The organism is Brevundimonas sp. LPMIX5 (assembly GCF_003576505.1).
GTDB lineage: Bacteria > Pseudomonadota > Alphaproteobacteria > Caulobacterales > Caulobacteraceae > Brevundimonas > Brevundimonas naejangsanensis.
This window is the reverse complement of record NZ_QWTZ01000005.1, coordinates 108,999-132,805: the sequence shown is the minus strand read 5'-3', so window position 1 is coordinate 132,805 and position 23,807 is coordinate 108,999. Positions and strand designations below refer to the sequence as shown.

General features: G+C 68.0%; 26 protein-coding genes. 23 read left to right on the top strand and 3 right to left on the bottom strand.

Translation table 11 applies throughout. The features are described from left to right. Positions 1–2 precede the first annotated feature (2 nt). The 7 genes from D1604_RS07550 to D1604_RS07520 all read left to right on the top strand — a co-directional run bounded on the left by D1604_RS07550 (position 3) and on the right by D1604_RS07520 (position 6,629). Positions 3–1,430 (top strand): bifunctional metallophosphatase/5'-nucleotidase, encoded by a 1,428-nt coding sequence (locus tag D1604_RS07550; RefSeq protein ID WP_035308671.1) that lies wholly within the window; start codon positions 3–5, stop codon positions 1,428–1,430. A gap of 11 nt (positions 1,431–1,441) precedes the next feature. Continuing rightward, a complete protein-coding gene (locus tag D1604_RS07545) occupies positions 1,442–2,059 on the top strand; it encodes an SAM-dependent methyltransferase (RefSeq protein WP_119412812.1) in 618 nt (205 codons plus the stop codon). A 29-nt stretch (positions 2,060–2,088) separates the two neighbouring features. Then, positions 2,089–2,613 carry a DsrE family protein gene (locus D1604_RS07540; RefSeq protein ID WP_052005017.1) on the top strand — a complete coding sequence of 175 codons (525 nt, stop codon included), beginning with the start codon at positions 2,089–2,091 and terminating at the stop codon, positions 2,611–2,613. A gap of 99 nt (positions 2,614–2,712) precedes the next feature. After that, on the top strand, positions 2,713–3,363 hold the full coding sequence (locus D1604_RS07535) for a peroxiredoxin (protein ID WP_119412811.1): 651 nt from the start codon (positions 2,713–2,715) through the stop codon (positions 3,361–3,363). 64 nt (positions 3,364–3,427) lie between these two features. Beyond that, positions 3,428–4,327, top strand: a complete 900-nt coding sequence (locus tag D1604_RS07530; RefSeq protein WP_119412810.1) for an MBL fold metallo-hydrolase — start codon at positions 3,428–3,430, stop codon at positions 4,325–4,327. After that, on the top strand, positions 4,327–5,100 hold the full coding sequence (locus tag D1604_RS07525) for a substrate-binding domain-containing protein (RefSeq protein WP_119412809.1): 774 nt from the start codon (positions 4,327–4,329) through the stop codon (positions 5,098–5,100). The genes D1604_RS07530 and D1604_RS07525 overlap by 1 nt, the downstream gene beginning before the upstream one ends. Before the next feature lie 35 nt (positions 5,101–5,135). Beyond that, positions 5,136–6,629, top strand: a complete 1,494-nt coding sequence (locus D1604_RS07520) for a L,D-transpeptidase family protein (RefSeq protein ID WP_119412808.1) — start codon at positions 5,136–5,138, stop codon at positions 6,627–6,629. A gap of 3 nt (positions 6,630–6,632) precedes the next feature. On the opposite strand, the gene D1604_RS07515 is transcribed toward D1604_RS07520, so the two are convergent. From D1604_RS07515 to D1604_RS07505, 3 genes are read right to left on the bottom strand one after another with little or no spacing between them, the layout of a single operon-like run. Next, positions 6,633–7,028, bottom strand: a complete 396-nt coding sequence (locus tag D1604_RS07515) for a cupin domain-containing protein (RefSeq protein ID WP_119412807.1) — start codon at positions 7,026–7,028, stop codon at positions 6,633–6,635. A gap of 25 nt (positions 7,029–7,053) precedes the next feature. Further along, positions 7,054–7,473, bottom strand: coding sequence for an ArsR/SmtB family transcription factor (locus D1604_RS07510; RefSeq protein ID WP_119412806.1), 420 nt, complete (start codon positions 7,471–7,473; stop codon positions 7,054–7,056). After that, positions 7,470–8,129: a peroxiredoxin gene (locus D1604_RS07505; RefSeq protein WP_233551938.1), complete on the bottom strand. Its 660-nt coding sequence runs from the start codon at positions 8,127–8,129 to the stop codon at positions 7,470–7,472. The genes D1604_RS07510 and D1604_RS07505 overlap by 4 nt, the downstream gene beginning before the upstream one ends. 104 nt (positions 8,130–8,233) lie before the next feature. Between D1604_RS07505 and D1604_RS07500 the strand changes: the two genes are divergently transcribed. The 16 genes from D1604_RS07500 (at position 8,234) to D1604_RS07430 (ending at position 23,613) form a co-directional block, all read left to right on the top strand. Beyond that, positions 8,234–9,175, top strand: coding sequence for an MBL fold metallo-hydrolase (locus D1604_RS07500; protein WP_119412805.1), 942 nt, complete (start codon positions 8,234–8,236; stop codon positions 9,173–9,175). A gap of 12 nt (positions 9,176–9,187) precedes the next feature. Continuing rightward, positions 9,188–9,622: a YeeE/YedE family protein gene (locus D1604_RS07495; RefSeq protein WP_035308657.1), complete on the top strand. Its 435-nt coding sequence runs from the start codon at positions 9,188–9,190 to the stop codon at positions 9,620–9,622. Next, positions 9,619–10,038 (top strand): DUF6691 family protein, encoded by a 420-nt coding sequence (locus D1604_RS07490; RefSeq protein WP_035308654.1) that lies wholly within the window; start codon positions 9,619–9,621, stop codon positions 10,036–10,038. Before D1604_RS07495 ends, D1604_RS07490 begins: the two co-directional genes overlap by 4 nt. Positions 10,039–10,067: 29 nt before the next feature. Further along, on the top strand, positions 10,068–10,490 hold the full coding sequence (locus D1604_RS07485) for a TIGR01244 family sulfur transferase (RefSeq protein WP_035308653.1): 423 nt from the start codon (positions 10,068–10,070) through the stop codon (positions 10,488–10,490). Beyond that, the gene (locus D1604_RS07480) at positions 10,487–11,764 is read left to right on the top strand and encodes an NAD(P)/FAD-dependent oxidoreductase (protein ID WP_035308651.1); all 1,278 of its coding nucleotides are present in this window, start codon (positions 10,487–10,489) and stop codon (positions 11,762–11,764) included. The genes D1604_RS07485 and D1604_RS07480 overlap by 4 nt, the downstream gene beginning before the upstream one ends. 8 nt (positions 11,765–11,772) lie before the next feature. Beyond that, positions 11,773–12,567, top strand: a complete 795-nt coding sequence (locus tag D1604_RS07475; RefSeq protein ID WP_035308649.1) for a sulfite exporter TauE/SafE family protein — start codon at positions 11,773–11,775, stop codon at positions 12,565–12,567. Positions 12,568–12,576: 9 nt separating this feature from the next. Then, positions 12,577–14,004, top strand: a complete 1,428-nt coding sequence (locus D1604_RS07470) for a cytochrome ubiquinol oxidase subunit I (RefSeq protein WP_119412804.1) — start codon at positions 12,577–12,579, stop codon at positions 14,002–14,004. Further along, entirely contained in the window at positions 13,994–14,995 is a 1,002-nt protein-coding gene (gene cydB / locus D1604_RS07465) for a cytochrome d ubiquinol oxidase subunit II (protein WP_035308644.1), read from the top strand. Before D1604_RS07470 ends, cydB begins: the two co-directional genes overlap by 11 nt. Next, a complete protein-coding gene (locus D1604_RS16010; RefSeq protein ID WP_255413955.1) occupies positions 14,995–15,123 on the top strand; it encodes a hypothetical protein in 129 nt (42 codons plus the stop codon). The genes cydB and D1604_RS16010 overlap by 1 nt, the downstream gene beginning before the upstream one ends. Further along, positions 15,120–15,605: a methyltransferase family protein gene (locus D1604_RS07460; RefSeq protein ID WP_119412803.1), complete on the top strand. Its 486-nt coding sequence runs from the start codon at positions 15,120–15,122 to the stop codon at positions 15,603–15,605. Before D1604_RS16010 ends, D1604_RS07460 begins: the two co-directional genes overlap by 4 nt. Positions 15,606–15,724: 119 nt before the next feature. Then, positions 15,725–17,020, top strand: a complete 1,296-nt coding sequence (locus D1604_RS07455; RefSeq protein ID WP_119412802.1) for an alginate export family protein — start codon at positions 15,725–15,727, stop codon at positions 17,018–17,020. A 15-nt stretch (positions 17,021–17,035) separates the two neighbouring features. Continuing rightward, a complete protein-coding gene (locus tag D1604_RS07450) occupies positions 17,036–18,640 on the top strand; it encodes a cbb3-type cytochrome c oxidase subunit I (RefSeq protein ID WP_119412801.1) in 1,605 nt (534 codons plus the stop codon). Beyond that, entirely contained in the window at positions 18,637–19,257 is a 621-nt protein-coding gene (locus D1604_RS07445) for a cbb3-type cytochrome c oxidase subunit II (RefSeq protein WP_119412800.1), read from the top strand. The genes D1604_RS07450 and D1604_RS07445 overlap by 4 nt, the downstream gene beginning before the upstream one ends. Next, a complete protein-coding gene (locus tag D1604_RS07440) occupies positions 19,254–20,486 on the top strand; it encodes a c-type cytochrome (RefSeq protein ID WP_119412799.1) in 1,233 nt (410 codons plus the stop codon). The genes D1604_RS07445 and D1604_RS07440 overlap by 4 nt, the downstream gene beginning before the upstream one ends. A 2-nt stretch (positions 20,487–20,488) precedes the next feature. Then, entirely contained in the window at positions 20,489–21,514 is a 1,026-nt protein-coding gene (locus tag D1604_RS07435) for a c-type cytochrome (RefSeq protein ID WP_233551936.1), read from the top strand. Next, a complete protein-coding gene (locus tag D1604_RS07430; RefSeq protein ID WP_119412797.1) occupies positions 21,511–23,613 on the top strand; it encodes a heavy metal translocating P-type ATPase in 2,103 nt (700 codons plus the stop codon). Before D1604_RS07435 ends, D1604_RS07430 begins: the two co-directional genes overlap by 4 nt. Positions 23,614–23,807: the final 194 nt, after the last annotated feature.

Sequence of the window (23,807 nt, the reverse complement as noted above, 5' to 3'; positions counted from 1 at the left end):
CCATGACCACCCTGACCCTGCTCCAGCTGAACGACCTCCACGGCTATCTCGAGCCGCATCCCGAACTGGTGCGCACCGAAGGCGGCTGGCGGTTCGAACGGCTGGGCGGGGTCGCCCGCATCGCGCGCCTCTTCGAAGAGGCGCGCGCCGAAGGTGCATGCCTGACCCTGGACAACGGCGACACCTTCCATGGCACGCGGGTCGCCGTCGCCAGCCGGGGCGAGGCGCTGGTTCCGATCATGAACGCCCTGAAGATCGACGCCATGACGGCGCACTGGGAGTTCGCCTATGGCCCGGCGGGGTTCAAGGCGTTGGCGGCGGGACTGGATTATCCCGTCCTGGCCGCCAATGTCTTCCGCAAGGATGACGGCGCGCCGGAGTTCGACGGGCGGTGGGTGTTCGAGCGCGGCGGTCTGAGGATCGGCGTGATCGGCCTGGCCTGCCCCATCATCGACAAGACGATGCCCCCCGCCTTCTCTGAAGGCGTGCGGTTTGAAATGGGTGTGGCCGAAGCCCGCGAGCAGCTGCACCAGCTCCGCGAGGAAAAGGTCGATCTGGTCGTCCTGCTGTCGCACCTGGGCTTTCCGCAGGATCTGAAGCTGGCCGCCGAAACGCCGGGCATCGACGTGATCCTGAGCGGTCATACCCATAACCGCCTGCACGAACCGGCCCGCGTCGGCGACACCCTGATCATCCAGTCCGGCTGCCACGGCGCCTATATCGGCCGGCTGGATCTGGAGATTGCAGAGGGCCGCGTGTGCCTGCGGCGCCATCGGCTCATAGCCGTGGACGCTGGCCCCGAAGACGATCAAGTCGCCGGCTTGGTGGAGATGGCCCTGGCGCCCGAGCGCGAGCGTCTGGCGCGCATCGTCGGCCGCACCGCCATCCCCCTTCACCGCTACGCCATGGCCAGCGCGCCGATGGACGACGTCCTGCTGGCGGCGGCGGCGCAGGCGGCGGGCGTGGACATCGCCTTCTCCAACGGCTGGCGCTACGGCGCGCCCGTCGCGCCGGGTCCGGTCACTCTGGGCGACCTCTACAATATGGCGCCGATGAATCCGCCGATCTCACGCACGACGCTGACCGGGGCCGAGTTGCAAGCGATGCTGGAAGAAAATCTGGAGCGCACCTTCGCCGCCGACCCGTATGAGCAGATGGGCGGCTACATCAAACGTTGCCGGGGTCTCACGGCCTTCGTGAAGCTTGAGAATCCCAAGGGGCAGCGCCTCGACCGCCTGCTGGTCGGAGACCGCCCTGTCGAGCCGGAGGCGGACTATCTGGTGGCCTTCGTCACCGCCCAAGGGGTGCCCGAACATTACGGGCGAGACCGCCGGACGCTCGACATCGACACTGTGGGCGCGCTTGAATCCTGGTTCGCCGACCATACGCCTGGCGAGACCGATCTGCCCGTCAGCGTCCTCATCATCTGAAGGAACACCTTATGGACTCCGTCGCCGCCCGCGACTTCTGGAACAGCCGCTATGACCGCCAGGACTATCTGTTCGGCGAGACGCCCAACGCCTTCCTGGCCGCTCAGATCGCGCGGCTCCAGCCCGGCATGACCGCTCTGGCGGTCGCCGACGGCGAGGGCCGAAACGGCGTGTGGCTCGCCGAACAGGGCCTGGCCGTCACCACCACGGATATCGCCCCGCGCGCGGTCGAGAAGGCCCTCGCCCTGGCCGAGCGACGTGGCGTCACACTGGACGCCCAGGTGGCGGACTTCGAGACCTGGGGCTGGCCGCAGGGTGCGTTCGACGTCGTGGTCGCCGTCTTCATTCAGTTCGCCCCGCCTCCCCAGCGCGACCGACTTTTCGAGCGTATGAAGGCGGCCGTGAAGCCTGGCGGCCTGGTCCTGTTGCAGGGCTATCGGCCGGAACAGATCGCCTATGGCACCGGCGGTCCGGGGCAGGTCGAGAACCTCTACGCCGAGGCGCTGCTCCGCGACGCCTTCGCCGACTTCGACATCCTGCATCTGAAAAGCCACGACAGCGACGTCTCCGAAGGCGCCGGCCACAGCGGCCGGTCCGCCCTGATCGATCTCATCGCCCGCCGTCCCTGACCCCCAGCGCCCGCACACCGGAACCCGCCATGAAAACCCTCGTGATCGCCCTGTCCTTGGCCGCCTCCCTGGCGGCCTCCCCGAGCTTCGCCCAGGCTGTCTCAGGCTTCGGCGGCTTCAAGCCCCTGCCCGAGGCCGGCGAACAGCCGGATCCGTCGCGCATCTATCGGGTCATCTTCGACGTGTCCCAGGGCGGTGCGGACGACAGGCCGCTGAAGGGATTGGATCGCGTCGCGCGGCTGGTGAATATGCTGGCGGCGGGCGGCGTGGACGCCGACCACCGTCAGATCGTGGTCGTCCTGCACGGCGCCGCCACCCCTGCAGTTCTCTCCGACGCCGCCTGGACCGCGCGCGGCAAGGGCGACGCCAACCCCAACAGCGCCCTGATCCGCGCCCTCATCGCCGCCGGCGTCCAGGTTCGACTGTGCGGCCAGGCCATGGCGGGGAACGGCATCGCGCAAGCCGATCTCGAAGCGGGCGTGAGCGTTGATCTCGCCGCCCTGATGACGGTCATCCACCTTCAACAGGCCGGATACGCCCTGGTTGTGAACTGACGGCTCGGCATAGGCGGAACCTTTCCTGAGCATAAGAACTATTAGTTTGCGTAAGTATGTATGTAATTGTTCATTGGGGCGTCTGAAGGAGATATCGACATGACCGGACTGCCCCGCCTCAACGAACCCGCCCCCGACTTTCACGCCCGCACCACGCACGGGGACCGCAGCCTGGCCGATTACCGCGGCAAATGGCTGATCCTCTTCTCCCACCCGTCGGACTTCACCCCGGTCTGCACGACCGAGTTCATCGGCTTCGCCAAGCACGCGGATGAATTCGCCGCCATGAACTGCGAGCTCCTGGGGCTCTCGATCGACAGCATCTTCTCGCACCTGGCCTGGACCCGGAACATCAAGGAGAAGTTCGGCGTCGAAATCCCCTTCCCCATCATCGAGGATCTGAAGATGGAGGTGGCCCAGGCTTACGGGATGATCCACCCTGGCGCGGCCGACACCTCGGCTGTTCGCGCCACCTTCCTGATCGATCCGGAAGGCAAGCTGCGCGCCATGGTCTACTATCCCATGAGCAATGGCCGCAGCATCGAAGAGTTCGTTCGGCTGCTCACCGCGCTCCAGGCGTCCGACGCCAACGGGGTCGCGACGCCTGAGAACTGGCGCCCTGGCCAGCCGGCCATCGTCCCCCCACCCAAGACCGCCGAGGCGGCTGAGGCCCGCGCCTCCGAGGGTTACGTCTACACCGACTGGTATTTCTCAACGCGCGACCTCCCCGACGCCCCGAAAGCCGCCTGATCGGACGCTGGCCGGGCCGCGCAAGCGGTCCGGCCCTTTTCTTCGCAAACCAAACGGAGCCTTCATGCAGATCATCGACCACGGCGGAGCGCGCATCGCGGCGCTCCACGACAAGAAGACCGGCAGTTGGCAATATGTCGTCTCCGACCCGGTCAGCCGCAAATGCGCGATCATCGATCCGGTCTGGGATTTCGACGAGAAGGCCGCGGCGACCTCGACCCGCAACGCCGACGCCATCCTGGACTACGTCAAGGCTGAAGGCCTGACCGTCGAATGGCTGCTGGACACCCATCCCCATGCCGACCATTTCTCGGCCGCGCCCTATCTCAACGAGAAGCTGGAGGCTCCAACCGCCATCGGCGAGAAAGTGGTTGGCGTCCAGAGGCTGTGGAAGGACATCTACGGCCTGGACGACGACTTCCCGACCGACGGTCGCCAGTGGGACCGTCTCTTCCAGGCCGGCGATGCGTTTGCTGTCGGCGGCCTGCCGGGGCGGGTCATCTTCTCCCCAGGCCACACCCTGGCGTCCATCACCTATGTGATCGGCGGCAACGCCTTCGTCCACGACACCCTGATGATGCCCTATGCCGGCACTTCGCGCGCCGACTTTCCGGGCGGCGATTCCAAGGCCCTCTACCGAAGCATCCAGGACATCCTGGCCCTGCCCGAGGAGACCGGCGTCTTCGTCGGCCACGACTACGGTCCCGATGGCCGCGAGCCCGCCTGCTTCAGCACCGTGAGAGAGCAGAAGGCGGACAACATCCATGTCGGCGGCGGACGCGGAGAAGCGGATTTCGTGCGGCTTCGCGACGGCCGGGACGCCACCCTGCCCTTGCCGAACCTGATGCTCTACGCGCTTCAGGTGAACATCCGCGGCGGGGTGCTGCCGCCGGCCGCGCCGGACGGGCGCGTCTATTTCAAGATCCCCGCCAATCACTTCGCCCCGCCCCAGGAGAATTCTTGATGCGCCTGTCCGCACTGACGCTGGCCGCCCTCCTGAGCGCAACGGCCCTGGCCGCCCACGCCCAGACGCCTGCCGATCCTCTTCATGTCTACGGTCCAGGCGGCCCCGCCCCCGCCATGCGCGACGCGGCGAAGGCTTATGAGGCGCGCACCGGTCGCGCCGTGGCCGTCGTCGCCGGACCTACGCCCCAATGGCTGGACCAGGCCAAGGTGGACGGCGACCTGATCTTCTCGGGCTCCGAGACGATGATGACCGACTTTGTCAGCGCCCTGGAGGGCCGCATCCGCGCAGAGGCGGTCGAGCCGCTCTATCTGCGCACCGCCTCCATCCTCGTTCGGCCGGGAAATCCGAACAGCATCGGCGGCCTGGAGGATCTTTTCCAGCCGGGTCGCCGGGTCCTGGTCGTCAACGGCGCGGGCCAGAACGGCCTGTGGGAGGACATGGCCGCTCGCACCGGCGACATCGCCAAGGTGCGCGCGCTGCGTCGCAACATCGTCGTCTACGCCCGCAACAGCGCCGAGGCCCGACAGGCCTGGATCGACGACCCGACGCTGGACGCCTGGATCATCTGGGGCATCTGGCAGGTCGCCAATCCGGACCTCGCTGATGTGGTCGAGGTCGAAGAGCCCTACCGCATCTACCGCGACGCCGGCGCCGTTGTGACAGAGACCGGCCGCCAGGACGCCGACGCCCAGCCCTTCCTAGACTTTTTGAAGTCCGACGAGGGGGCCGCCATCTTCGCGCGGTGGGGCTGGCGGACCGGCCAACCTTAAGCCTGCCTTAAGGTGAACCCTGCCGTGTCGGCGGCATGGCCGACCGTCGCTCCTTCACCCTGAACCGCCGACACCTGCTGGCGGCCGCAGCGGCGCCGCTTTGGGTTTCGACGGCGGCGCGAGCAGCACCCGCGCCCGCCGCCTTTGACATCACTGCTCTGACCACAGCCTTCTACGCCGCCCGCGGCGGACGCCCCGCCTGGGCGGGGCCAGCGCGCCGGCAAGCCATGGACGCCCTGGCTCTGGCGGACCGCCACGGGCTGTCGGCGCCCCACGGTCTCGCCCTGGGCGAAGTCGAACTGACCCAGGCCGTCCTGATCCTGGCTGAGGCGCTCGCCCATGGCCGGGTCAATCCAGCATCCGTCGAGACGCTTTGGGAAATGGATCGCAACCAGGTCGACACGCCGCCTCTCCTCGCAAAGGCGGTCGACGACCGAACACTTGCGGAGACGATGGCCGGCCTCGCACCCCAGGACCGCGGCTATCAGGGCCTGTGCGACGGCTTCCTCCGCTATCGCGCCATCGCCGACCGCGGCGGTTGGCCGCCCTTCGCCCTGGGCGCAACGATCGAACCGTTTGCGTCCGACCCCCGCCTTCCCGCCCTCCTGCCGCGCCTTCGGGTGGAAGGCGATTTGAGCGAAGCCGCCGCCGCGATGGTCGGCCCGTCTGGCGGTGAATACGGCTCCGTTCTGCAAGAGGCCGTTCGGGCGTTCCAGGTGCGCCACGGTCTTGAAGCGGACGCCCGCATCGGCCCGGCGACACAGCGGGCGCTCTCGATTTCGGCCGAGGCCCGCGCTCGCCAGATCGCGCTGAATTTGGAACGCCGCCGTTGGCTGAAGAGAGACGTCGCCCCGGAACGGATCGAGGTGAACACCGCCGCCTCCATCATGGTCTACTGGAAGGACGGTCGGCCCGTGCATTCGATGCGGGTCGTGACGGGTGACGCCGACAATGCGACGCCCAGCCTCGAACGGCCCTTCGCCTCGGTGGTCGCCAATCCGCCCTGGACGGTGCCGACTTCCATCGCCCAGCGCGAGATCCTGCCACGCGGCGCCGCCTATATGCGGGCGAACAACATGACGGTTCAGAATGGCATGGTGGTTCAGCGCGCCGGCCCGAACGCCGCCCTGGGCCAGGTCAAGTTCGAACTTCAGGACAGCTACGCCATCTTCCTGCACGACACCCCGTCGCGGGGTGCGTTCGAGCGGAGCTTCCGCCATCTCAGTCACGGCTGCGTGCGGGTGCAGGACGCGGTCGGCTTCGCTCGGCTACTGCTCGCGCCCGACCCCGCAAGGCTCGCCCGATTCGACGCCGCGCTGGACAGCGGCGAGACCGTCCGGGTGGCGACCGGTCGGCCGATCGACGTGCGCCTGCTGTATTGGACGGCCTTTCTGGACGGCCAGGGCCGCGTCGCCTTTCGCGATGACATCTATCGTCGCGACACCCGTCTGGCGGAGGCGTTGGGTATCGCCCTGCACCTGCCGCGGCCCGACGACCGGCGCGCCGATGCGGACGACGTCGGCCCTTGATGGTTATTCGGTCGTGCGGCCGTCGAAATGCTGGTGGTCGGCGGAGGCCTGTTCCACCGTGGCGTGAACCGTGCCGTCGCGATGCTCGGGCGGACCATAGAGGGTGTAGAGCCGAAGCGGTTCGGACCCCGTGCTGACCACATTGTGGCGGGCGCCCTGAGGGACGATGACCCCGTCGTCCGCCTTCACGGCGTGACGGACGCCGTCGATCCAGATTTCGCCCTCGCCCGCCTCGATGCGGAAGAACTGGTCGCGGTCGTCGTGGACCTCTTCGCCGATCTCCTGACCGGGCGGAATGGCCATGAGGACGAGCTGCAGATTGTGGCCGGTGTAGAGAACGCGGCGAAAGTCTGTGTTCTCTTCCGTCAGACGTTCGATATTGTCGATGAAGCCCTTCACGAGAGTCTCCTGTGCGGGTTGGCCGTCAGCGCCGTGCGACGGCGGTGATGCGGGCGAATTGCGCCGTGTCGCCGCGCGCCGGCGTCGATGAGCGGGGCGCCGGGGCGGCGACGCGCGCGCCGACCGCCTTCGCATCGCCGCAGAAGATTTCGTAGAGCATGCCCATGACCGCCTGGGCCCGGTCGTCGGCGATCGAATAGAAGATCGAGCGGGACTGACGGCGGGTCTTGACCAGGCCATACTGGCGCAGCTCAGCCAGTTGTTGGGATAGCGCCGGCTGCTTGATGCCGAGGTCCGCCTCGAGCTGGCCCACCGAGCGCTCCTCTTCGGCGATGTGACACAGGATCAGCAGCCGGTTGGCGTTGGCCAGCTGGCGTAACAGCTCTGCGGCCTCCGGCGCCTTTTCCTTCAACCGCGCCATGGCGGCCGCTTGATCGTCGGTCATGCGCGGCGCTCGCGATAGTACCAGGGCGCATCGCCGTCACCGTCGGCGATGGCCGCATCCAGGGTGGTGGCGGCCGGCTCCAGCAGGGCGTCGCCGGGCGTCCAGCCCGCCGGCGTGGAGGCCGCCTCACGGTCCGAGGTCTGCAAGGCGGTGACGAGACGCAGCAGCTCATCAACCGAGCGGCCGATGTTCATCGGATACCAGCTGATGGCGCGCACCACGCCTTCGGGATCGATCACGAAAGTGGCGCGCACCGTCGCGCTGTCGCTTGAGCCGGCGTCCACCATGCCGAAGGCGTGGCCGATGGCCATGGAGGGATCTTCGATGATCGGGAAGGGCACCTTCACGCCGAAGCGGCGGTAGATGTCCTTCAGCCAGGCCAGGTGCGAATACAGACTGTCGACTGACAGGGCCATCAGATCGCAGTCGATCGCCGCGAAGGCGTCGGCCTGCCGGGCCAGGGCCACGAACTCGCTGGTGCAGACTGGGGTGAAGTCCGCCGGATGCGAGAACAGCACCAGCCAGCGTCCACGGTAGTCGCTGAGGCGCTTTTCGCCCTGGGTCGTGCGCGCGGTGAAATCCGGCGCCGTGTCGTTGATGCGGAGGGCGCGCATCGCGGTGGGAGAGATGGCTGGTCCGGTGTCGATCGTTTCCATGGCCGCAAGCTAAGCGCTTCCCACCGTTTCCGCTACATTAAACTACATACTTGCACGAACTATGAATGGGTATATGTGTTGAGTCACCGAAACGGAGACACGCCATGTCCTCGCCCATCCCCGATCCCGCCCGCGACCACGCCGCCGACATCGTGCGCGCCGCGCTCGCCGATCCCGCTCAACGTCCCCTGGTCAAATCATTCTTTGACGAGGCCACCTTCACCGTCAGCCATGTCGTGCGCGATCGCGGCTCAGACGCCTGCGCCATCATCGACAGCGTTCTGGACTACGATCCGGCGTCGGGCCGCACCGCCCACGCCTCGGCCGACGCCCTCATTGATTACGTAAAATCCGAAGGTCTCAGGGTTCAGTGGCTGCTCGAGACGCACGCCCATGCCGATCACCTGTCGGCGGCGCCCTATCTCCAGGAAAAGCTCGGCGGTCAGCTGGCCATCGGCCATGAGATCCTCACCGTCCAGGCGGTCTTCGGCAAGATCTTCAACGAAGGAACCGACTTCCGCCGCGACGGCAGCCAGTTCGACCATCTGTTCAACGACGGCGACCGGTTCGAGATCGGCGGGTTGAAGGCCACGGTCCTGCATGTGCCCGGCCACACCCCGGCCTGTCTGGCCTATGTCATCGGCGACGCCGTCTTCCCCGGCGACACCATGTTCATGCCCGACTACGGTACGGCGCGCTGCGACTTCCCCGGCGGCGACGCGCGGACGCTGTACCGCTCGATCCATCGCCTGACCTCCCTGCCGGACGAGGCGCGGGTCTTCCTGTGTCACGATTACAAGGCGCCCCCGGGCCGGACCGAGTTCGCCTGGGAGACCACCATCGGCGCCCAACGCACCGGCAATATTCATATCCGCGACGACGTCAGCGAGGACGAGTTCGTGGCCATGCGCACCCAGCGCGACGCCACCCTGCCGATGCCCAGGCTGATCCTGCCGTCGGTTCAGGTGAACATGAACGGCGGCCGCCCGCCCGAGCCCGAGGACAATGGGGTGCGCTACCTCAAAGTCCCGCTCAACGCGCTGTGAGATGAGCCCCCGATGCTTGAGCCTCTCCCCTTCATCTGGCCGCTGGCCGGCGGTCTGCTGGTCGGCCTGTCGGCTGGCCTCTATCTGCTGCTCAACGGGCGCGTGGCCGGGATTTCCGGCCTGACCGCCGCAGCGACCGGCCTGTCGAAAGGCGCGCCGCGCATTCTGGGCCTGCTTTTCATCGCCGGCCTGCTGGGCGGCGCGGCCCTGGCCTCGGCGCTGATCCGCAGGCCCGAGGTGCAGATCACTTCGGAGGTCTGGCTGCTGGTGCTCGGCGGCCTGATCGTCGGCTTCGGCACCCGCTGGGGCTCGGGCTGCACCAGCGGCCACGGCGTCTGCGGCCTGGCCCGCCTGTCGCCCCGCTCCATCGTCGCCACCGGCGTCTTCATGGCCGTCGCGGCCCTGACCGTCTTCGTCACCCGCCACCTGTTGGGAGGCCTGGCGTGAGCCGGCTGATCGTCGCCGTCCTGTGCGGCTTGTTGTTCGGCGCCGGCATGGTGGTGTCCGACATGATCAACCCGGCCCGCGTCCTGGCCTTCCTGGATGTGACGGGCGCCTGGGACCCCTCTCTGGCCTTCGTCATGGGCGGGGCGCTGATCCCCTCCGCCATAGCCTGGCTGATCCGCCGGCGCATGGAGGCTCCGGTCGCGGCCGACACCTTCCATGTGCCCGAGGGCCGGACCATCGACACCCCTCTGGTCGGCGGGGCCGCCCTGTTCGGCCTTGGCTGGGGCTTGGTCGGCCTGTGCCCCGGCCCGGCGCTTGCGGCGCTGACGACCGGCGCCTGGCAGGCCTTCGTCTTCGTCGGCGCCCTCGCGGCCGGCATGGCGCTGTTCCGCCTGACCCTCGACCGAAACGCCTGAACCAGAAAAGACCCTAGGGAGACAAAGCCATGCATATTCGCCCTTTGGACGAGGCCCTGTCCGCCTCGCCCCAGATCGCCCCGGAAGACCTGCCCGACATCGCGGCCCAAGGGTTCCGGTCGGTGATCTCCAACCGACCCGACGGCGAAGAGCCCGGCCAGCCCAGCTCCGAAGATCTGCGCCAGGCCGCCGAGGCTGCGGGACTGGCTTTCGCCCATGTTCCCGTGGTCGGCGGCGCAATCTCCGACCAGGACGTGGCGGACTTCCGCGAGGCTCTGGCCAACCTGCCCCAGCCTGTGTTCGGCTTCTGCCGCACCGGCACGCGCACGACCACCCTGTGGGCGCTGGCGAACGTCGCCTCGATAAGCGCTGACGATCTGATCGCACGCGCCAAGAGCGCCGGCTACGACCTCGGCGCCCTGCGTCCCCGTCTCGAAGGAGCCGCGTCATGAGCGCCCAGTACGCCCCCCTGGAGTCCTGCGATGTCCTGATCGTCGGCGGCGGATCCGCCGGCATCGCCACAGCCGCCAGCCTCCTGCGTCGTCGCCCCGACCTTGATGTCCGCATCGTCGAGCCATCCGAACATCACTACTATCAGCCCGGCTGGACCATGGTCGGCGCCGGCGTCTTCACGCCCGAGCGGACCCGGCGCCGCACCGAGGACCTGATCCCCCAAGGCGCCCAGTGGGTGCGCGGCTCGGTCGCGGCTTTCGACCCCATCCACGATCGCGTCGAACTGACCGACGGCCGCTGGATCGGCTATCGCATGCTGGTCGCGGCGCCGGGACTGAAGCTGGACTGGGGCGCCATTCCGGGCCTGGCGGAAACGCTCGGGCGCAACAACGTCACCTCCAACTACGGCTATGAGACCGCGCCCTACACCTGGAAGCTGGTCCAGGCGATGCAGAGCGGTCGGGCGATCTTCACCCAGCCGCCCATGCCGATCAAATGCGCCGGCGCCCCGCAGAAGGCCATGTATCTGTCGGCCGATCACTGGCGCGACCACGGTCGAAACGACATCGAGATCGAATTCCACAACGCCGGCCCGGTGCTGTTCGGGGTCAAGGACTACGTTCCGGCCCTGATGGAATATGTCAGCAAATACCGCATCGACCTGAACTTCGGATCGAAACTGGTGGCGGTGGACGGCCCGGCGCGGATCGCGACCTTCGCCGTGACCGGTGCGGACGGTGAAGTTCGCCAGGTTCGGCGCGAGTTCGACTTCCTGCACGTCTGCCCGCCGCAGACGGCGCCGGACTTCATTCGCGAAAGTCCGCTGGCCGCCGAAAGCGGCTGGATCGAGGTGGATGACGCCACCTTGCGCCACAAGCGGTTCGAAAACGTCTTCGGTCTGGGCGACGCCTGTTCGGCACCCAACGCCAAGACTGCTGCGGCCGCCCGCAAACAGGCGCCCGTGGTGGCCGAGAACATCCTGTCGCTGCTGGACGGCCAGCCGATGCGGGCGGTCTATGACGGCTATGGCTCATGTCCGCTCACGGTCGAGCGCGGCAAGATCGTGCTGGCCGAGTTCGGCTATGGCGGCAAGCTCCTGCCCAGCTTCCCGAAATGGATGCTCGACGGGACCAAGCCGACCCGTCTGGCCTGGCATCTGAAGGCCCAGGCCCTGCCCGAAATCTACTGGCTTGGGATGTTGCGCGGTCGCGAATGGCTGGCCGGCCCCCACCACATCGAACCCGCCCCCCAGCTTCGCCCTGCTGTCGCCTGAGCCTGATCATGGACCTGTCTCCGCTGCAGTACGGCCTCGGCGCCGGCGCCGGCTCGCTCGTCGGCTTCACCCTGGGCCTGGTCGGCGGCGGCGGGTCCATCCTGGCCGTGCCGCTGATCGTCTATCTGGTCGGGGTCAAGGAGCCGCACCTGGCGATCGGCACCAGCGCCTTCGCCGTGGCCGCCAACGCCTTCGCCAATGTGATCAATCATGCCCGCCACGGCACGGTGAAATGGAAAATTGCCAGTCTGTTCGCGGTCGCCGGGGTGCTCGGAGCCTTTCTGGGTTCGAGCCTGGGCAAGGCCGTGGATGGTCAGAAGCTGCTGGCCCTTTTCGCCGTCCTGATGCTGGTCGTCGGCGTACTGATGTTGCGGGGCCGCTCCGCCGGCGGAGACCCGAACGTCCAGCTTGATCGGCGCAATGCACCCAAGCTCGTCGGCACGGGCCTGGCCACGGGCGTGATGTCGGGCTTCTTCGGCATCGGCGGCGGCTTCCTTATCGTGCCCAGCCTGATGTTCTCGACCCGCATGCCGATCTACTATGCCGTCGGCTCTTCCTTGGTCGGCGTCACCGCCTTCGGCCTGACCACGGCCTTCAACTACGCCCTTGATGGCTGGGTCGACTGGCCCCTGGCGGCCGTCTTCATCGGCGGCGGCGTGCTGGGCGGTCTGGTCGGCGCACGGCTCGCCAAGGCCCTGTCGGGACAGAAAGGCGTCTTGAATACCGTCTTCGCGGGGCTGATCTTCGTCGTCGCCTTATATATGCTTTACCGCAGCGCCGGCGCGCTCGGCTTGATCGGTTGAAACGCTTCCATGGAACTTGACGCCCTGATCCTGGCTCGGATGCAGTTCGCCTTCACCGTCGCCTTCCACATCGTCTTCCCGGCCTTCTCTATCGGCCTGGCCAGCTATCTGGCCGTGCTGGAGGCCCTGTGGCTGAAGACAGGGCGCGAGCTCTATCTGAACCTTTTCAAATACTGGCTGAAGATCTTCGCCGTCGCCTTCGGCATGGGCGTCGTCTCGGGTCTGGTGATGTCCTATCAGTTCGGCACCAACTGGTCGGTCTTCTCCGACAAGGCCGGACCCGTCATCGGCCCCCTGATGGCCTATGAGGTGCTCAGCGCCTTCTTCCTCGAGGCGGGCTTCCTGGGCGTGATGCTGTTCGGCCTGAACCGGGTCGGCAAGAAGCTGCACTTCCTGGCCACCCTGATGGTCGCCATCGGCACCTTCGCCTCGGCCTTCTGGATCCTGTCCGTCAACAGCTGGATGCAGACGCCGCAAGGCTACGCCATCAACGAGGTCGGCCAGTTCATCCCGGCCGACTGGTTCAAGATCGTCTTCAACCCGTCCTTCCCCTATCGCCTCGCCCACATGCTGCTGGCGGCCTACCTGACGACCGGTCTGGTGGTCGGCGCGGTCGGCGCCTGGCACCTCATGAAGGAGCGGACCAACAAGGGCGCGCGCAAGATGTTCGCCATGGCCATGGGCATGATCCTGGTCGCCGCTCCGGTGCAGATCTTCATCGGCGACATGCACGGGTTGAACACCCTGGAGCACCAGCCCGCCAAGGTCATGGCGATGGAAGGCCACTTCGAAAGCCACCCGGACGGGGCGCCGCTGATCCTGTTCGGCCTGCCCGATCGCGAGGCCGCCACCGTCCATGGCGCGGTCGAGGTTCCGAAGCTGTCGTCCCTGATCCTGAAGCATGATCCAAACGCGCCTCTGGCCGGTCTCGACACCGTCGCCCGCGCCGACTGGCCGCCGGTGGAGATCGTCTTCTGGTCCTTCCGCGTCATGGTCGGTCTGGGCATGGCCATGCTGCTGCTGGGGCTCTGGGGGCTATATGCTCGCCTGCGCAAACGCCTCTACGATGCGCCCTGGCTGCACCGCTTCGCCCTGGTCATGGGGCCGATGGGCTTCGTCGCCGTGCTGGCCGGCTGGATCACCACCGAGGTCGGCCGTCAGCCCTGGACCGTCTACGGCCTGTTGCGCACCGCCGACAGCGCTGCGCCCCTGGCGGCGCCCGCCGTCGCAACCTCCCTGGCCGCCTTCGCTGTGGTCTATTTCACCGTCTTCGGCGCCGGGGTCTTCTACATCCTGCGTCTGATGAGCCATGCGCCGCACCGGGACGAGCCGGGCGTGGCGGAAACCCCGATCCGCACGGCGGGCATCACCCCCGCCCCCGCCATCGACCCGGACCGCCCCATCCCGACCGGCGAGGAGACCGATCATGAGCGTTGATCTGACCCTGGTCTGGGCCGGCCTGCTGGCCTTCGCCGTCTTCGCCTATATCGTCATGGACGGGTTCGACCTGGGCGTCGGCATCCTGTTCCCGACGCTGAAGGCCGGCGATCAGCGCGACAAGGCGATGAACTCGATCGCTCCGGTGTGGGACGGCAACGAGACCTGGCTGATCCTGGGCGGCGGCGGCCTGTTCGCGGCCTTTCCCCTCGCCTACGCCGTGTTGATGCCGGCGGTCTATACGCCGATCATCGCCATGCTGCTGGGCCTGGTCTTCCGCGGCGTCGCCTTTGAATACCGCTGGCGTACGGTACGGGCCAAGCCCGTTTGGGATGTCGCCTTCTTCGGCGGCTCCCTCCTGGCCGCCTTCTCCCAGGGCGTCACCCTGGGGGCCATCCTGCAGGGGGTCGAAGTGTCCGGTCGCGCCTATGGCGGCGGCTGGTGGGACTGGCTCAGCCCCTTCAGCCTGCTGACCGGTGTGGCCGTCGTCGTCGGCTACGCCCTTCTGGGGGCCACCTGGCTGAACATGAAGACGGATGGCGCGCTCCAGACCCACGCCCGGTCCCAGGCCTGGAAGTTGGGGCCGGCGACCTTGCTGATGATCGGCGCGGTCAGCCTGGCCACCCCGTTCCTCGACGGCGAATACGCCCGCCGGTGGTTCGACTGGCCCGGCGTGCTTCTGACGGCCCAGGTGCCGTTGCTCGTTCTGATCGTCGCAGCCGCCTTCTTCTGGACCATGCGTCAGAAGCGTGAGGTCTGGCCCTTCCTGCTGTCTCTGGGCCTGTTCGCCGTCACCTTCGCGGGGCTGGGCGTCAGCGTCTTCCCCTACGCTGTGCCCGACGAGATCACCCTGTGGCAGGCCGCCGCCCCCGCCTCCAGCCAGCTGTTCATGCTGGTCGGCGCCCTGATCCTGATCCCGATCATCCTAGCCTACACCGCCTATGCCTACTGGGTGTTTCGCGGCAAGGTCGGCGACGACGGTTACCACTGATGCGTCGCGGCTCCACAAACGGGCTTCGGCAGGGCCTTTGGTTCGTCGCCCTCTGGGTGCTGGGCGTGGGCGTCCTGGGCGTCGTCGCCTATCTGCTGCGCGGCGTTCTCAAGCTGGCCGGCGGGTGAGGCCGCAGGCGCCGAACCGCTGGCCCTGGCCGCCGCTCATCACGGGCGGCGCCGTCCTTGTCGCGCTCATCACGGCGCGTCTATGGACTCCGCCCGCCCTCTTCCCCGGCGCCTTCGCCGCCGGCGGCCTTCTGGTCGGGCTCGCCCTTGGTCTGGACCTCTGGGCCATGCTGGAGATGCGGCGGCGGCGCGCCAACATCCTGCCGCACCGGGCGGCGACCGCCCTGGTCACGACCGGTCCGTTCGCCTGGAGCCGCAACCCGATCTATCTCGCCAACGGCCTGCTGCTGCTCGGCCTCGGGGGCCTGTTCGACAACGCCTGGTTCTTCGTGGCCGCCCCCGTCGCCGCCTTCGCCACCGACCGTCTCGCCATCCGGCGCGAGGAACGACACCTGGCGCTCCTCTTCGGGTCAGCCTGGTCGGCCTACGCCGATCGCGTGCACCGCTGGTTTGGGCGCCGGACGCCGTCGCGGTCACCTTAAGGCTGACTTAAGCTTGACCCGGCCTGTTGCGACAAAACGCAGCAGGAAACGCCGATGGGAGACATCAAGAGGCCCGCGCCAGCCATGGGAACGCGTGTCCGGTGCTGATTTCTATCCTCATGAGCGGCGCCCTCGCCGCCAGCGGGCAGCAGGCGGTCGCCGACAACGGCTGGCGTGTGTCCGGGTCAGCGCGAGCGCGCGGAGAGACGCTGTCTGGCCAGTTTCGTCCAACGGCGGAGCCGAGCGACGCCGTTTTGACGACGCGGCTGACGCTGGCCGTCGAGCGGGATGTGGGTCGCGTGACGTTCGGCGGCGAGCTGTTCGATTCCCGGGCTTTCGGTCAGGGGCCGCGGTCGTCGGTCGGCGTCGGCGAGGTCAATGCGCTGGAGCTGGTGCAGGCTTACGCCAAAGTCCGTCTCGGCGCGGGAGACGCGCGGACATTGCAGCTGGGCCGGTTCACCATGGACCTGGGATCCAAGCGTTTCGTCTCTCGCCAGAACTTCCGCAACACTACCAACGCCTATACAGGCGCCCGTTTCGACACGCCCCTGGCCGACGGGGCGCTGACGGCCTTCTGGGTCATGCCGCAGGTGCGGCTGCCGGACGACAGGGCCGCCATCGAGGACAACCGGGTCGCGTGGGATCGCGAGGATGCCGATCTTCAGTTCGCCGGCCTGTTCTGGACTCGCGACCTCGGCCAGCGGCGGTCGCTCGACCTCTATGTCTACGGCCTGACCGAAAGCGATGACGCGGACCAGCAGACCCGCAACCGCCGGCTGGCGACGCCCGGCGTCCGTTGGCGCCAGTCGCCGGCGGCCGGGCTATGGGATGTTGAGGTCGAGGCGGCGGCCCAGGTCGGCCAGGTCCGGCGCTCCGCCTCGCCGACGGACACCCAGGACGTGGATGTCAGGGCGGGCTTGATCCATCTGGAGGCGGGGCGCACATTCCGGCACGACTGGTCGCCGAGACTGGCGGCCCAGTTCGACTATGTCACGGGTGATGGGGGACAGGGCGACTATGGCCGGTTCGACACTCTTTACGGCGCACGCCGCTTCGAGTTCGGCCCCGCCGGTCTCTACGGCCCGGTCTCACGCGCCAACCTCGTGTCGCCCGACGTGCGCCTGGAGATGAAGCCCTCCCGCAAGCTGGACGGCTTCGTCGCCGTGCGGGGACTCTGGCTCGAAGACGCGCGCGACAGCCTGGGCGCGACGGGGGTCATCGACCCGTCGGGCGACAGCGGCCGCTTTGGTGGAACCCAGATCGAGGCGCGGGTCCGTTACAAGCTGACGCCTGACGTCACCCTGGAGACCGGCGGCGCCCGGCTCTTCAAGGGCCGCGCCCTGACCGACGCGCCGAACGCGCCGGCGCCCGACGACACCACCTACGGCTATGTGGACGTGACCTATGCCTTCTGACGGAGTCCTCGCCTGATGTCGGTGACCATCGGCCTTCTGCTGGCGCTCAGCTTCCTCGTGTCGCTGCTGGCCCTGGCCTTTCTGATCTGGGCGGTGACCAACCGGCAGCTCCAACTGCACCAAGGGCAGGCCTACACGGTCTTCACGCCCGGGGAGGCGGGCACGCCCGACGATGCGACGATGTCCGGCGAGGACACCCAATCGGTCGGGCCGCATCACTATGACACCGAGCGCGAGGGCATCGATGCGGTTTCGCGCCGCCCCGTGATGATCCTGATCGGCAGCGGCATCGCCTGGCTGGTCATCGGCTCGATCTTCGGCCTGATGGCCTCGCTGAAGCTCCACTGGCCGGACTGGCTGACGGACGTCGCGCCGCTGACCTTCGGCCGGGTCCGCACCCTGCACCTGAACCTGGTGATCTATGGCTGGCTGTCGATGACCGGCATCGGCGTGGCGCTCTGGATCGCCCCGCGCATCTTCCACACCGCGCTGCGACATCCCCGGCTGCCGGTGATCGGGGCTGTGCTCTGGAACGTCGCCGTAGCCTGCGGCGCCCTGGCGATCGCCTCGGGCTGGACGGACGGCGAGGAATGGCTGGAGATTCCCTGGCAGATCGATGGGCTGTTGGCCTTGGCCGGCGCCTTCTTCGTCTGGCCGCTTCTCCATACGGCGCTGCGGCGCAACGTCGACCATATCTATGTGACCGGCTGGTACTATCTGGGCGCGCTGTGCTGGTTTCCCGTCCTGTTCTTCATCGCCAATCTGCCGGGCATCCATTCGGGCGTGCAGGAGGCGACGGTCAACTGGTGGTTCGCCCACAATGTGTTGGGGCTCTGGCTGACTCCGCTGGGCGTGGGCGCGGCCTATTATTTCATTCCCAAGATCATCGGCAAGCCAATCTACTCCTATAGTCTGTCGCTGCTCGGCTTCTGGGCGCTGGCGCTGTTCTACAGTCAGGTCGGCATCCATCATCTGATCGGCGGTCCGGTGCCGACCTGGGTGGTGACCCTGTCGATCGTCCACAGTGTGATGATGTTCGTGCCGGTGATCGCCGTGGCCATCAACCAGCACGTCACGGTCGCCCGCAACCTCTGGGCCTTCAAGGCCTCGGTCCCTCTGCGGTTCATCTCGCTGGGGGCGGTCATGTACACCCTGGCGTCCTTCCAGGGGTCGATCGAGGCCTTGCGCACGGTCAATACCGTGACCCACTTCACCCAATATACGGTCGGCCACGCCCATCTGGGCGCCTATGGTTTTGTGTCCTTCATACTGTTCGGCGCGGTCTACCACATGGGGCCGCGCCTGACGGGGCGGCAATGGCCCGCGCCGGCCCTGATCAAGGTCCATTTCTGGCTCGTGGTCGTCGGCTTCGCCATCTACTTCTTCGCCCTGACCATCGGCGGCGTGCTGCAAGGCTTGGCCATGCTGGACGCGACGCGCCCCTTCGCCGACAGCGTCACCGTCCTGGCGCCCTATCTTGAGGCCCGGTCTGTCGGCGGGGCGCTGATGACGCTGGGCCATCTCATCTTCGCGGGCCATTTCGTCGCCTTGCTGGCGCAGGGACGCGCCCCCCAGGCTGGAACCGCGCCCACTGACACCGTTCCGGCGACCGCAGCATGAACCGCGTCATCCCTCTGGGCGTCTTCGCCCTCGCCATCCTGGCGTTCGCCACCCTGATGCTGGTCATCCTCCCCGGCATCCAGATCCGCGGAGAAGCGCCCACGCCGGGTTTGCTGCCCTACACAGAGGCGGAGCTCCGGGGACGGGCGGTCTATGTCTCCGAGGGCTGCGTCTATTGTCACAGCCAGCAGCCCCGCGCCCTGGACCAGGCGCCGGACGGCGAACGGGGCTGGGGACGGGCGGCGGTGGCCTCCGACTATTTCTACGACCAACCCCACCAGCTCGGCACCATGCGCACGGGGCCGGATCTTCAGAATGTGGGCGCGCGGCTGCCGAGCGAAGCCTGGCACATGACCCATCTCTATCAGCCGCGCGCGATCTACGACTGGAGCATCATGCCGGCCTATCCTTACCTGTTCGAGGTCAAGGACAAGGCGGCGCCCGGCGACGTTGTCGTTGCGCTTCCGGAACGCTATGCGCCCAAGGGTAAGGTCGTGGTGGCGAGGCCGCAGGCGCGCGACCTTGTCGCCTATCTGCGCAGTCTGGACCGCACCTTCCCTGCCCCGCCCACCGCCGTCCGCGACGACGGCTACAGCGAAAAGGGCGAGCCGAAATGATCCGCAAAGGGCCGCCCGACGCCCCTCAGCCCCGCGAACCGGACGAGGCCTTCGAACCCTACGAGGAGTTCCGGCGCATTCCGCTGCCGGTCTATTGGATCGCCATCGCCTTGGCGATCTGGGGCGCGGTCACCTTATGGGACAACGCTCAGGCGGTCGGCGTCGGACGTGAAGAACGCGCCGAGCAGATCGAAGAGACGCCCGCCCTCGCTTTGAACAGCGGCGCTCAGGTGTTCGAGGCGCGGTGTTCGACCTGCCATCAGCCCAACGCCGTGGGCGTGCGCAGCGCCATCCCGCCGCTGGCGGGATCCCGGTTCGTCGCCGCCGATCCGACCGTCATCGTGCAGATCCTGCTTCACGGCATCGACGGGCCGATCGATGTCGGCGGCAAGGTGTTCGACGGCCATATGCCAAGCTTCGCCAGCGTGCTGTCCGACGCCGAACTGGCGCGGGTCGCCAGCCATGTTCGCCAGACCTGGGGCGGCGACGACCAAGAGATCACGCCGGCCTTCGTGGCGGCGCAGCGCGAACGTTTCGCCGGCCGCGGGGCCTGGCGCGGAGGTGAAGAGCTGGCGCGCGTCGTCGATCCCGGACTGGCGCCTCAACCTTCGGTCGGACCTGTCCGGATCTCCAGTTTCGACTATCCTGGCGTGATGCGTCTGGTCACACAGGGCCGAGGCGAAGCCTGGGCCTGCGCCTCCTGTCACGGCGCGGCCGGCGAGGGCGGCGCCAACGTGCCCCGACTGGCAGGTCTGCCCGAGGGTTATATCGTCAAACAGCTGCAGGACTATGTCTCAGGCCGCCGCCGCAATGAGACCATGCGGATTGTCGCCGGCGCCCTGAGCGACGCCGACCGGCGCGGTCTCGCGCGTTATTATTCGGCGCTTCGCACGCCTTCCACCGCGAAGCCGGAGCTGGGCGGAGACATGGCGCGCGGGGAGCAGTTGGCGCTGCACGGCGACTGGTCCAAGAACCTTCCCGCCTGTTTCAGCTGCCACGGCCCGTCGGGCTTCGGCGTGGCGCCGAACTTCCCCTCCCTGGCCGCCCAGCACCCCGCCTATACGGCCTCGCAGCTGGCCGCCTGGGTCGGGGGCGAGCGCGACAACTCCGACGTCCAGCTGATGAACGAGGTCGCGCGCAATCTGTCCGACGCAGACCGCCGCGCGGTCGCCGACTATCTTGCAACCCTTCCGCCGGTGCCGGCCGTTTCCGATAATGAAAGGCGATGACCATGGATGACGACGCTCCGCCTCCCGCTCCGCAGGACCGGCCCGCCAAGGGCCGGTTCGCCCGCGATGTGATCTACGCCGTCGGCGGCGGCTTCGCCCTGTTCGCGATCGCCGCCTACGCCTTTGACGCGGGTTGGTTGCGGGATCGCAAGGCCGGCGAGGCCGACGGCGACGACAAGGTCAATGCGGCCCTGTTCCAGCCGCCGCCGGACAGCGCCATTCCCGACGGACCGGAAGGCGATGCGATCCGACGCGGCCAGGCGATCTTCATGAACACGTCAGCCAATGCCTCGGATTTCGTCGGCAACAATCTGTCGTGCTCGAACTGTCATCTCGACGGCGGCCGACGGCCCAACTCGGCGCCCATGTGGGCGGCCTGGACCGTCTATCCCAAATACCGGTCCAAGAATAAGCAGATCAACACAATGGAAGACCGGGTGAAGGGCTGTTTCACCTATTCCATGAACGCCCAGCACTCGCCGACCGGCGGCCCCCCGCCGCCCGGGGACGACGTCTACAAAGACCTGCAAATCTATATGCATTGGCTCGCCAGCGGGGCCCCGACGGGCGTGGACCTGGAAGGCGCCGGCTATCCAGAGCTTGAAAAGACCGCAGCGGGATACGACCCGGCGCGCGGGAGCCGGGTCTACGCCGCCAACTGCGCGACCTGCCACGGGGCGGACGGCCAGGGGCAGTACGACCTCAATGGCCGCCCGGTCTTCCCGGCGCTCTGGGGACCCCGGTCCTACAACTGGGGCGCCGGCATGGCGCGGGTGAACACCGCCGCCGGCTTCATCAAGGCCAATATGCCGCTTGGCCAGACCGATCGTCTCACCGACCAGCAGGCCTGGGATGTCGCCGCCTTCATCAACAGCCAAGAGCGGCCCAAGGACCCTCGCCAGACCGGCACGGTGCAGGAGACGGCGCAAAAAAACCATGGCGGCGAGGAGACGTTTTACGGGCGGACTTATCAGGGCCGTCTGATCGGAGTAGGCACGCCTGAACCGACCTCCCGCGCTCGGCCTTGAGCGCCGAACCGCGCCAACAACTGTTCGCCGTCGATGGCCTCTTCTGCGGCGGGTGCGCGCGCGGTTTGGAGCGTCGGCTTGGCGAAACCCCCGGCGTCCTCCTCGCCCGGGTCCATCACCTCTCCGCCTCGGCCTTGGTCAGATGGGAAGCCCAGCGCTGCGACGTCGCTTATCTTCGAACCGTCGTCCGTCAGGCCGGCTATCGCCTCATCGAGCGCGCCGACCCCCAGGATGCGGTGGACCGGTTCGACGGTCAGATCCGCCAGTTGACGCTCAGGCTCGCCGTTTCCGTCGCCTTCGGCATGTGGGCGATGGTCGCGGCGATCGTGCTCTATGTCACGCCGAGCCTCGGTGCGGATCTCGCATGGAGACTGGCCGTCGCCAGCGGTCTGCTGGCCCTGCCGGCGCTCCTCTATGGCGGTTGGGACATCGGCCGCATGGCGATCCGATCCGTGCGCCTGCGCGCGCCCGGGCTCGACCTTTTGGTCACGCTCGGAGTCGGCGGCGCCGTGTCGGCCTCGCTCGTTCATCTGATGGCCGGCGATCGTCACGTCTATTTCGACACGGCGGTGATGCTGATCACGCTGCTTCTGACCGGACGTCTGATCGAGACCCACATCCGGCGCGGGGCCGCCCAGGCCGTGGTGGCCATGGGCCGTCTGTTCGACGACACGGCCCTGGTCTGGCGGGAGGCGGACGGCTGGCAGGCGGCGCCCAACGCCAGCCTTCGCCTCGGCGATCGCGTACGGATCCCCGCCGGCGCCGTGGCGACCGTCGACGGCCGGATTGTGGCCGGCGAGAGCCGTCTGAATGCGGCCGTGCTGAACGGCGAGTCCGCGCCGCGCGCCATCACTCCCGGGGATCGCATCAGCGCGGGGGCCGTGAACCTCGACCGGATGATCGAAGTCTCGGTCGACCGCGACGCCGGGGATCGAGACGTGGATCGGATGGGCGGACGGGTGGCCCTCGAACTGGCGACGCGCGGCGGTGACGAAGACCGGATCGCCCGTCTGGCCGGCGCGTTGACCCAGGGCCTGGTCCTGGCGTCCGTCCTGGTGACGGCGGCGACACTGGCGCTCACGGCCGACGTCGGGGAGGCGGTGATGCGCGGTTTGGTCGTGCTCCTGGCGGCCTGCCCCTGCGCTCTGGCCCTGGCCGCGCCCCTGGCTCAGGCGCGGCTCTCGGCCAGGGCCGCCGAACACGGTGTGCGGTTCTCCGATCCCGGCGTGGTCGATCGCATGGCCGGGCTGCGCACCGTCTTCCTGGACAAGACCGGGACCCTCACCCTGGGCCGCCCCGAAGTGGTCGCCGTCGCGCCCTGCCCCGGCTGGTCCGCAGCGCAGGTGCTGGATCTGGCGGCGCGTGCGGAGACCGGCGTCGCCCATCCCCTCGCGCAGGCCGTCGTCGCCGCCGCGCCGATCGGCGACGCGGGCGTCGTGGGCGGCCGACGCCTGGATCGCGGCGCCGAGACGACCTTGGCGGACGGCGCCCACATCCACGTCGGCGGCGTCCCAAGCCTGGAGGGAGAAACGCGTCTTCGGGTCACCCTGGATGGTCTCGCGATCGGTGATCTTCTGCTCGCCGATGCGCTGGACCCCAGCGCCGCTGACGGCGTGGCGCGGCTCAAGCAGCGGGGATTTCAGGTCGTGATGGCCACCGGCGACGCGGAGGGGCCGGCTCTGGCGGTCGCGCAGCGGATCGGTTTGGACGCCTCTGCGGTCCATTGGGGTTGCACCCCCGCCGACAAGGCCGACAGGGTCAGGAACACGAGCGGACCTGTGCTGTTCGTCGGCGACGGCGTGAACGACGCCCCCGCCCTGACCGCCGCCGCCTGCGGGGTCTCGGTGGCCCGGGCGCATCCGGCCGCCGCGGCCACGGCGGCGATCGTCATCCTCGAAGGGGGTCTTGAACAGGTCGACGTGGCGCTAAGCCTGGCCGCCGAGACACGCCGCAAAATCCGCCAGAATGTCGTCCTCGCCCTCGCCTACAACATCATCGTCCTGCCCCTGGCGGCTTTGGGCCTGCTTTCTCCCTTGGGGGCCGCAATCGCCATGACCGCGAGTTCCCTGCTGGTGCTGCTGAATGCGTTGCGAGATTGACCGACGGGGCAGTCCGGGGGCCATCCGCCCTCGGCGCCGGACGAACACCGACACCTCATGTCTTGCGTTGAGCGCCGGTTTCGACCCAGCACGGCTGTGGGATTTCGATAGAGGGCCTTTCGCGCGGGCGCTCGGACGACGGGGAACGTCCGGCGATCCTCAGATCTGGAGCCAAGAGACGCCAATGGCTCGGC

Excerpts from the sequence above, each read along its gene's own strand:
- D1604_RS07550 (WP_035308671.1), top strand. The coding sequence starts at position 3 with ATGACCACCCTGACCCTGCTCCAGCTGAACGACCTCCACGGCTATCTC.
- D1604_RS07545 (WP_119412812.1), top strand. The coding sequence starts at position 1,442 with ATGGACTCCGTCGCCGCCCGCGACTTCTGGAACAGCCGCTATGACCGC.
- D1604_RS07540 (WP_052005017.1), top strand. The coding sequence starts at position 2,089 with ATGAAAACCCTCGTGATCGCCCTGTCCTTGGCCGCCTCCCTGGCGGCC.
- D1604_RS07535 (WP_119412811.1), top strand. The coding sequence starts at position 2,713 with ATGACCGGACTGCCCCGCCTCAACGAACCCGCCCCCGACTTTCACGCC.
- D1604_RS07530 (WP_119412810.1), top strand. The coding sequence starts at position 3,428 with ATGCAGATCATCGACCACGGCGGAGCGCGCATCGCGGCGCTCCACGAC.
- D1604_RS07525 (WP_119412809.1), top strand. The coding sequence starts at position 4,327 with ATGCGCCTGTCCGCACTGACGCTGGCCGCCCTCCTGAGCGCAACGGCC.
- D1604_RS07520 (WP_119412808.1), top strand. The coding sequence starts at position 5,136 with ATGGCCGACCGTCGCTCCTTCACCCTGAACCGCCGACACCTGCTGGCG.
- D1604_RS07510 (WP_119412806.1), bottom strand. The coding sequence starts at position 7,473 with ATGACCGACGATCAAGCGGCCGCCATGGCGCGGTTGAAGGAAAAGGCG.
- D1604_RS07505 (WP_233551938.1), bottom strand. The coding sequence starts at position 8,129 with ATGGAAACGATCGACACCGGACCAGCCATCTCTCCCACCGCGATGCGC.
- D1604_RS07500 (WP_119412805.1), top strand. The coding sequence starts at position 8,234 with ATGTCCTCGCCCATCCCCGATCCCGCCCGCGACCACGCCGCCGACATC.
- D1604_RS07495 (WP_035308657.1), top strand. The coding sequence starts at position 9,188 with ATGCTTGAGCCTCTCCCCTTCATCTGGCCGCTGGCCGGCGGTCTGCTG.
- D1604_RS07485 (WP_035308653.1), top strand. The coding sequence starts at position 10,068 with ATGCATATTCGCCCTTTGGACGAGGCCCTGTCCGCCTCGCCCCAGATC.
- D1604_RS07480 (WP_035308651.1), top strand. The coding sequence starts at position 10,487 with ATGAGCGCCCAGTACGCCCCCCTGGAGTCCTGCGATGTCCTGATCGTC.
- D1604_RS07475 (WP_035308649.1), top strand. The coding sequence starts at position 11,773 with ATGGACCTGTCTCCGCTGCAGTACGGCCTCGGCGCCGGCGCCGGCTCG.
- D1604_RS07470 (WP_119412804.1), top strand. The coding sequence starts at position 12,577 with ATGGAACTTGACGCCCTGATCCTGGCTCGGATGCAGTTCGCCTTCACC.
- cydB (WP_035308644.1), top strand. The coding sequence starts at position 13,994 with ATGAGCGTTGATCTGACCCTGGTCTGGGCCGGCCTGCTGGCCTTCGCC.
- D1604_RS16010 (WP_255413955.1), top strand. The coding sequence starts at position 14,995 with ATGCGTCGCGGCTCCACAAACGGGCTTCGGCAGGGCCTTTGGTTCGTC.
- D1604_RS07455 (WP_119412802.1), top strand. The coding sequence starts at position 15,725 with ATGAGCGGCGCCCTCGCCGCCAGCGGGCAGCAGGCGGTCGCCGACAAC.
- D1604_RS07450 (WP_119412801.1), top strand. The coding sequence starts at position 17,036 with ATGTCGGTGACCATCGGCCTTCTGCTGGCGCTCAGCTTCCTCGTGTCG.
- D1604_RS07445 (WP_119412800.1), top strand. The coding sequence starts at position 18,637 with ATGAACCGCGTCATCCCTCTGGGCGTCTTCGCCCTCGCCATCCTGGCG.
- D1604_RS07440 (WP_119412799.1), top strand. The coding sequence starts at position 19,254 with ATGATCCGCAAAGGGCCGCCCGACGCCCCTCAGCCCCGCGAACCGGAC.
- D1604_RS07435 (WP_233551936.1), top strand. The coding sequence starts at position 20,489 with ATGGATGACGACGCTCCGCCTCCCGCTCCGCAGGACCGGCCCGCCAAG.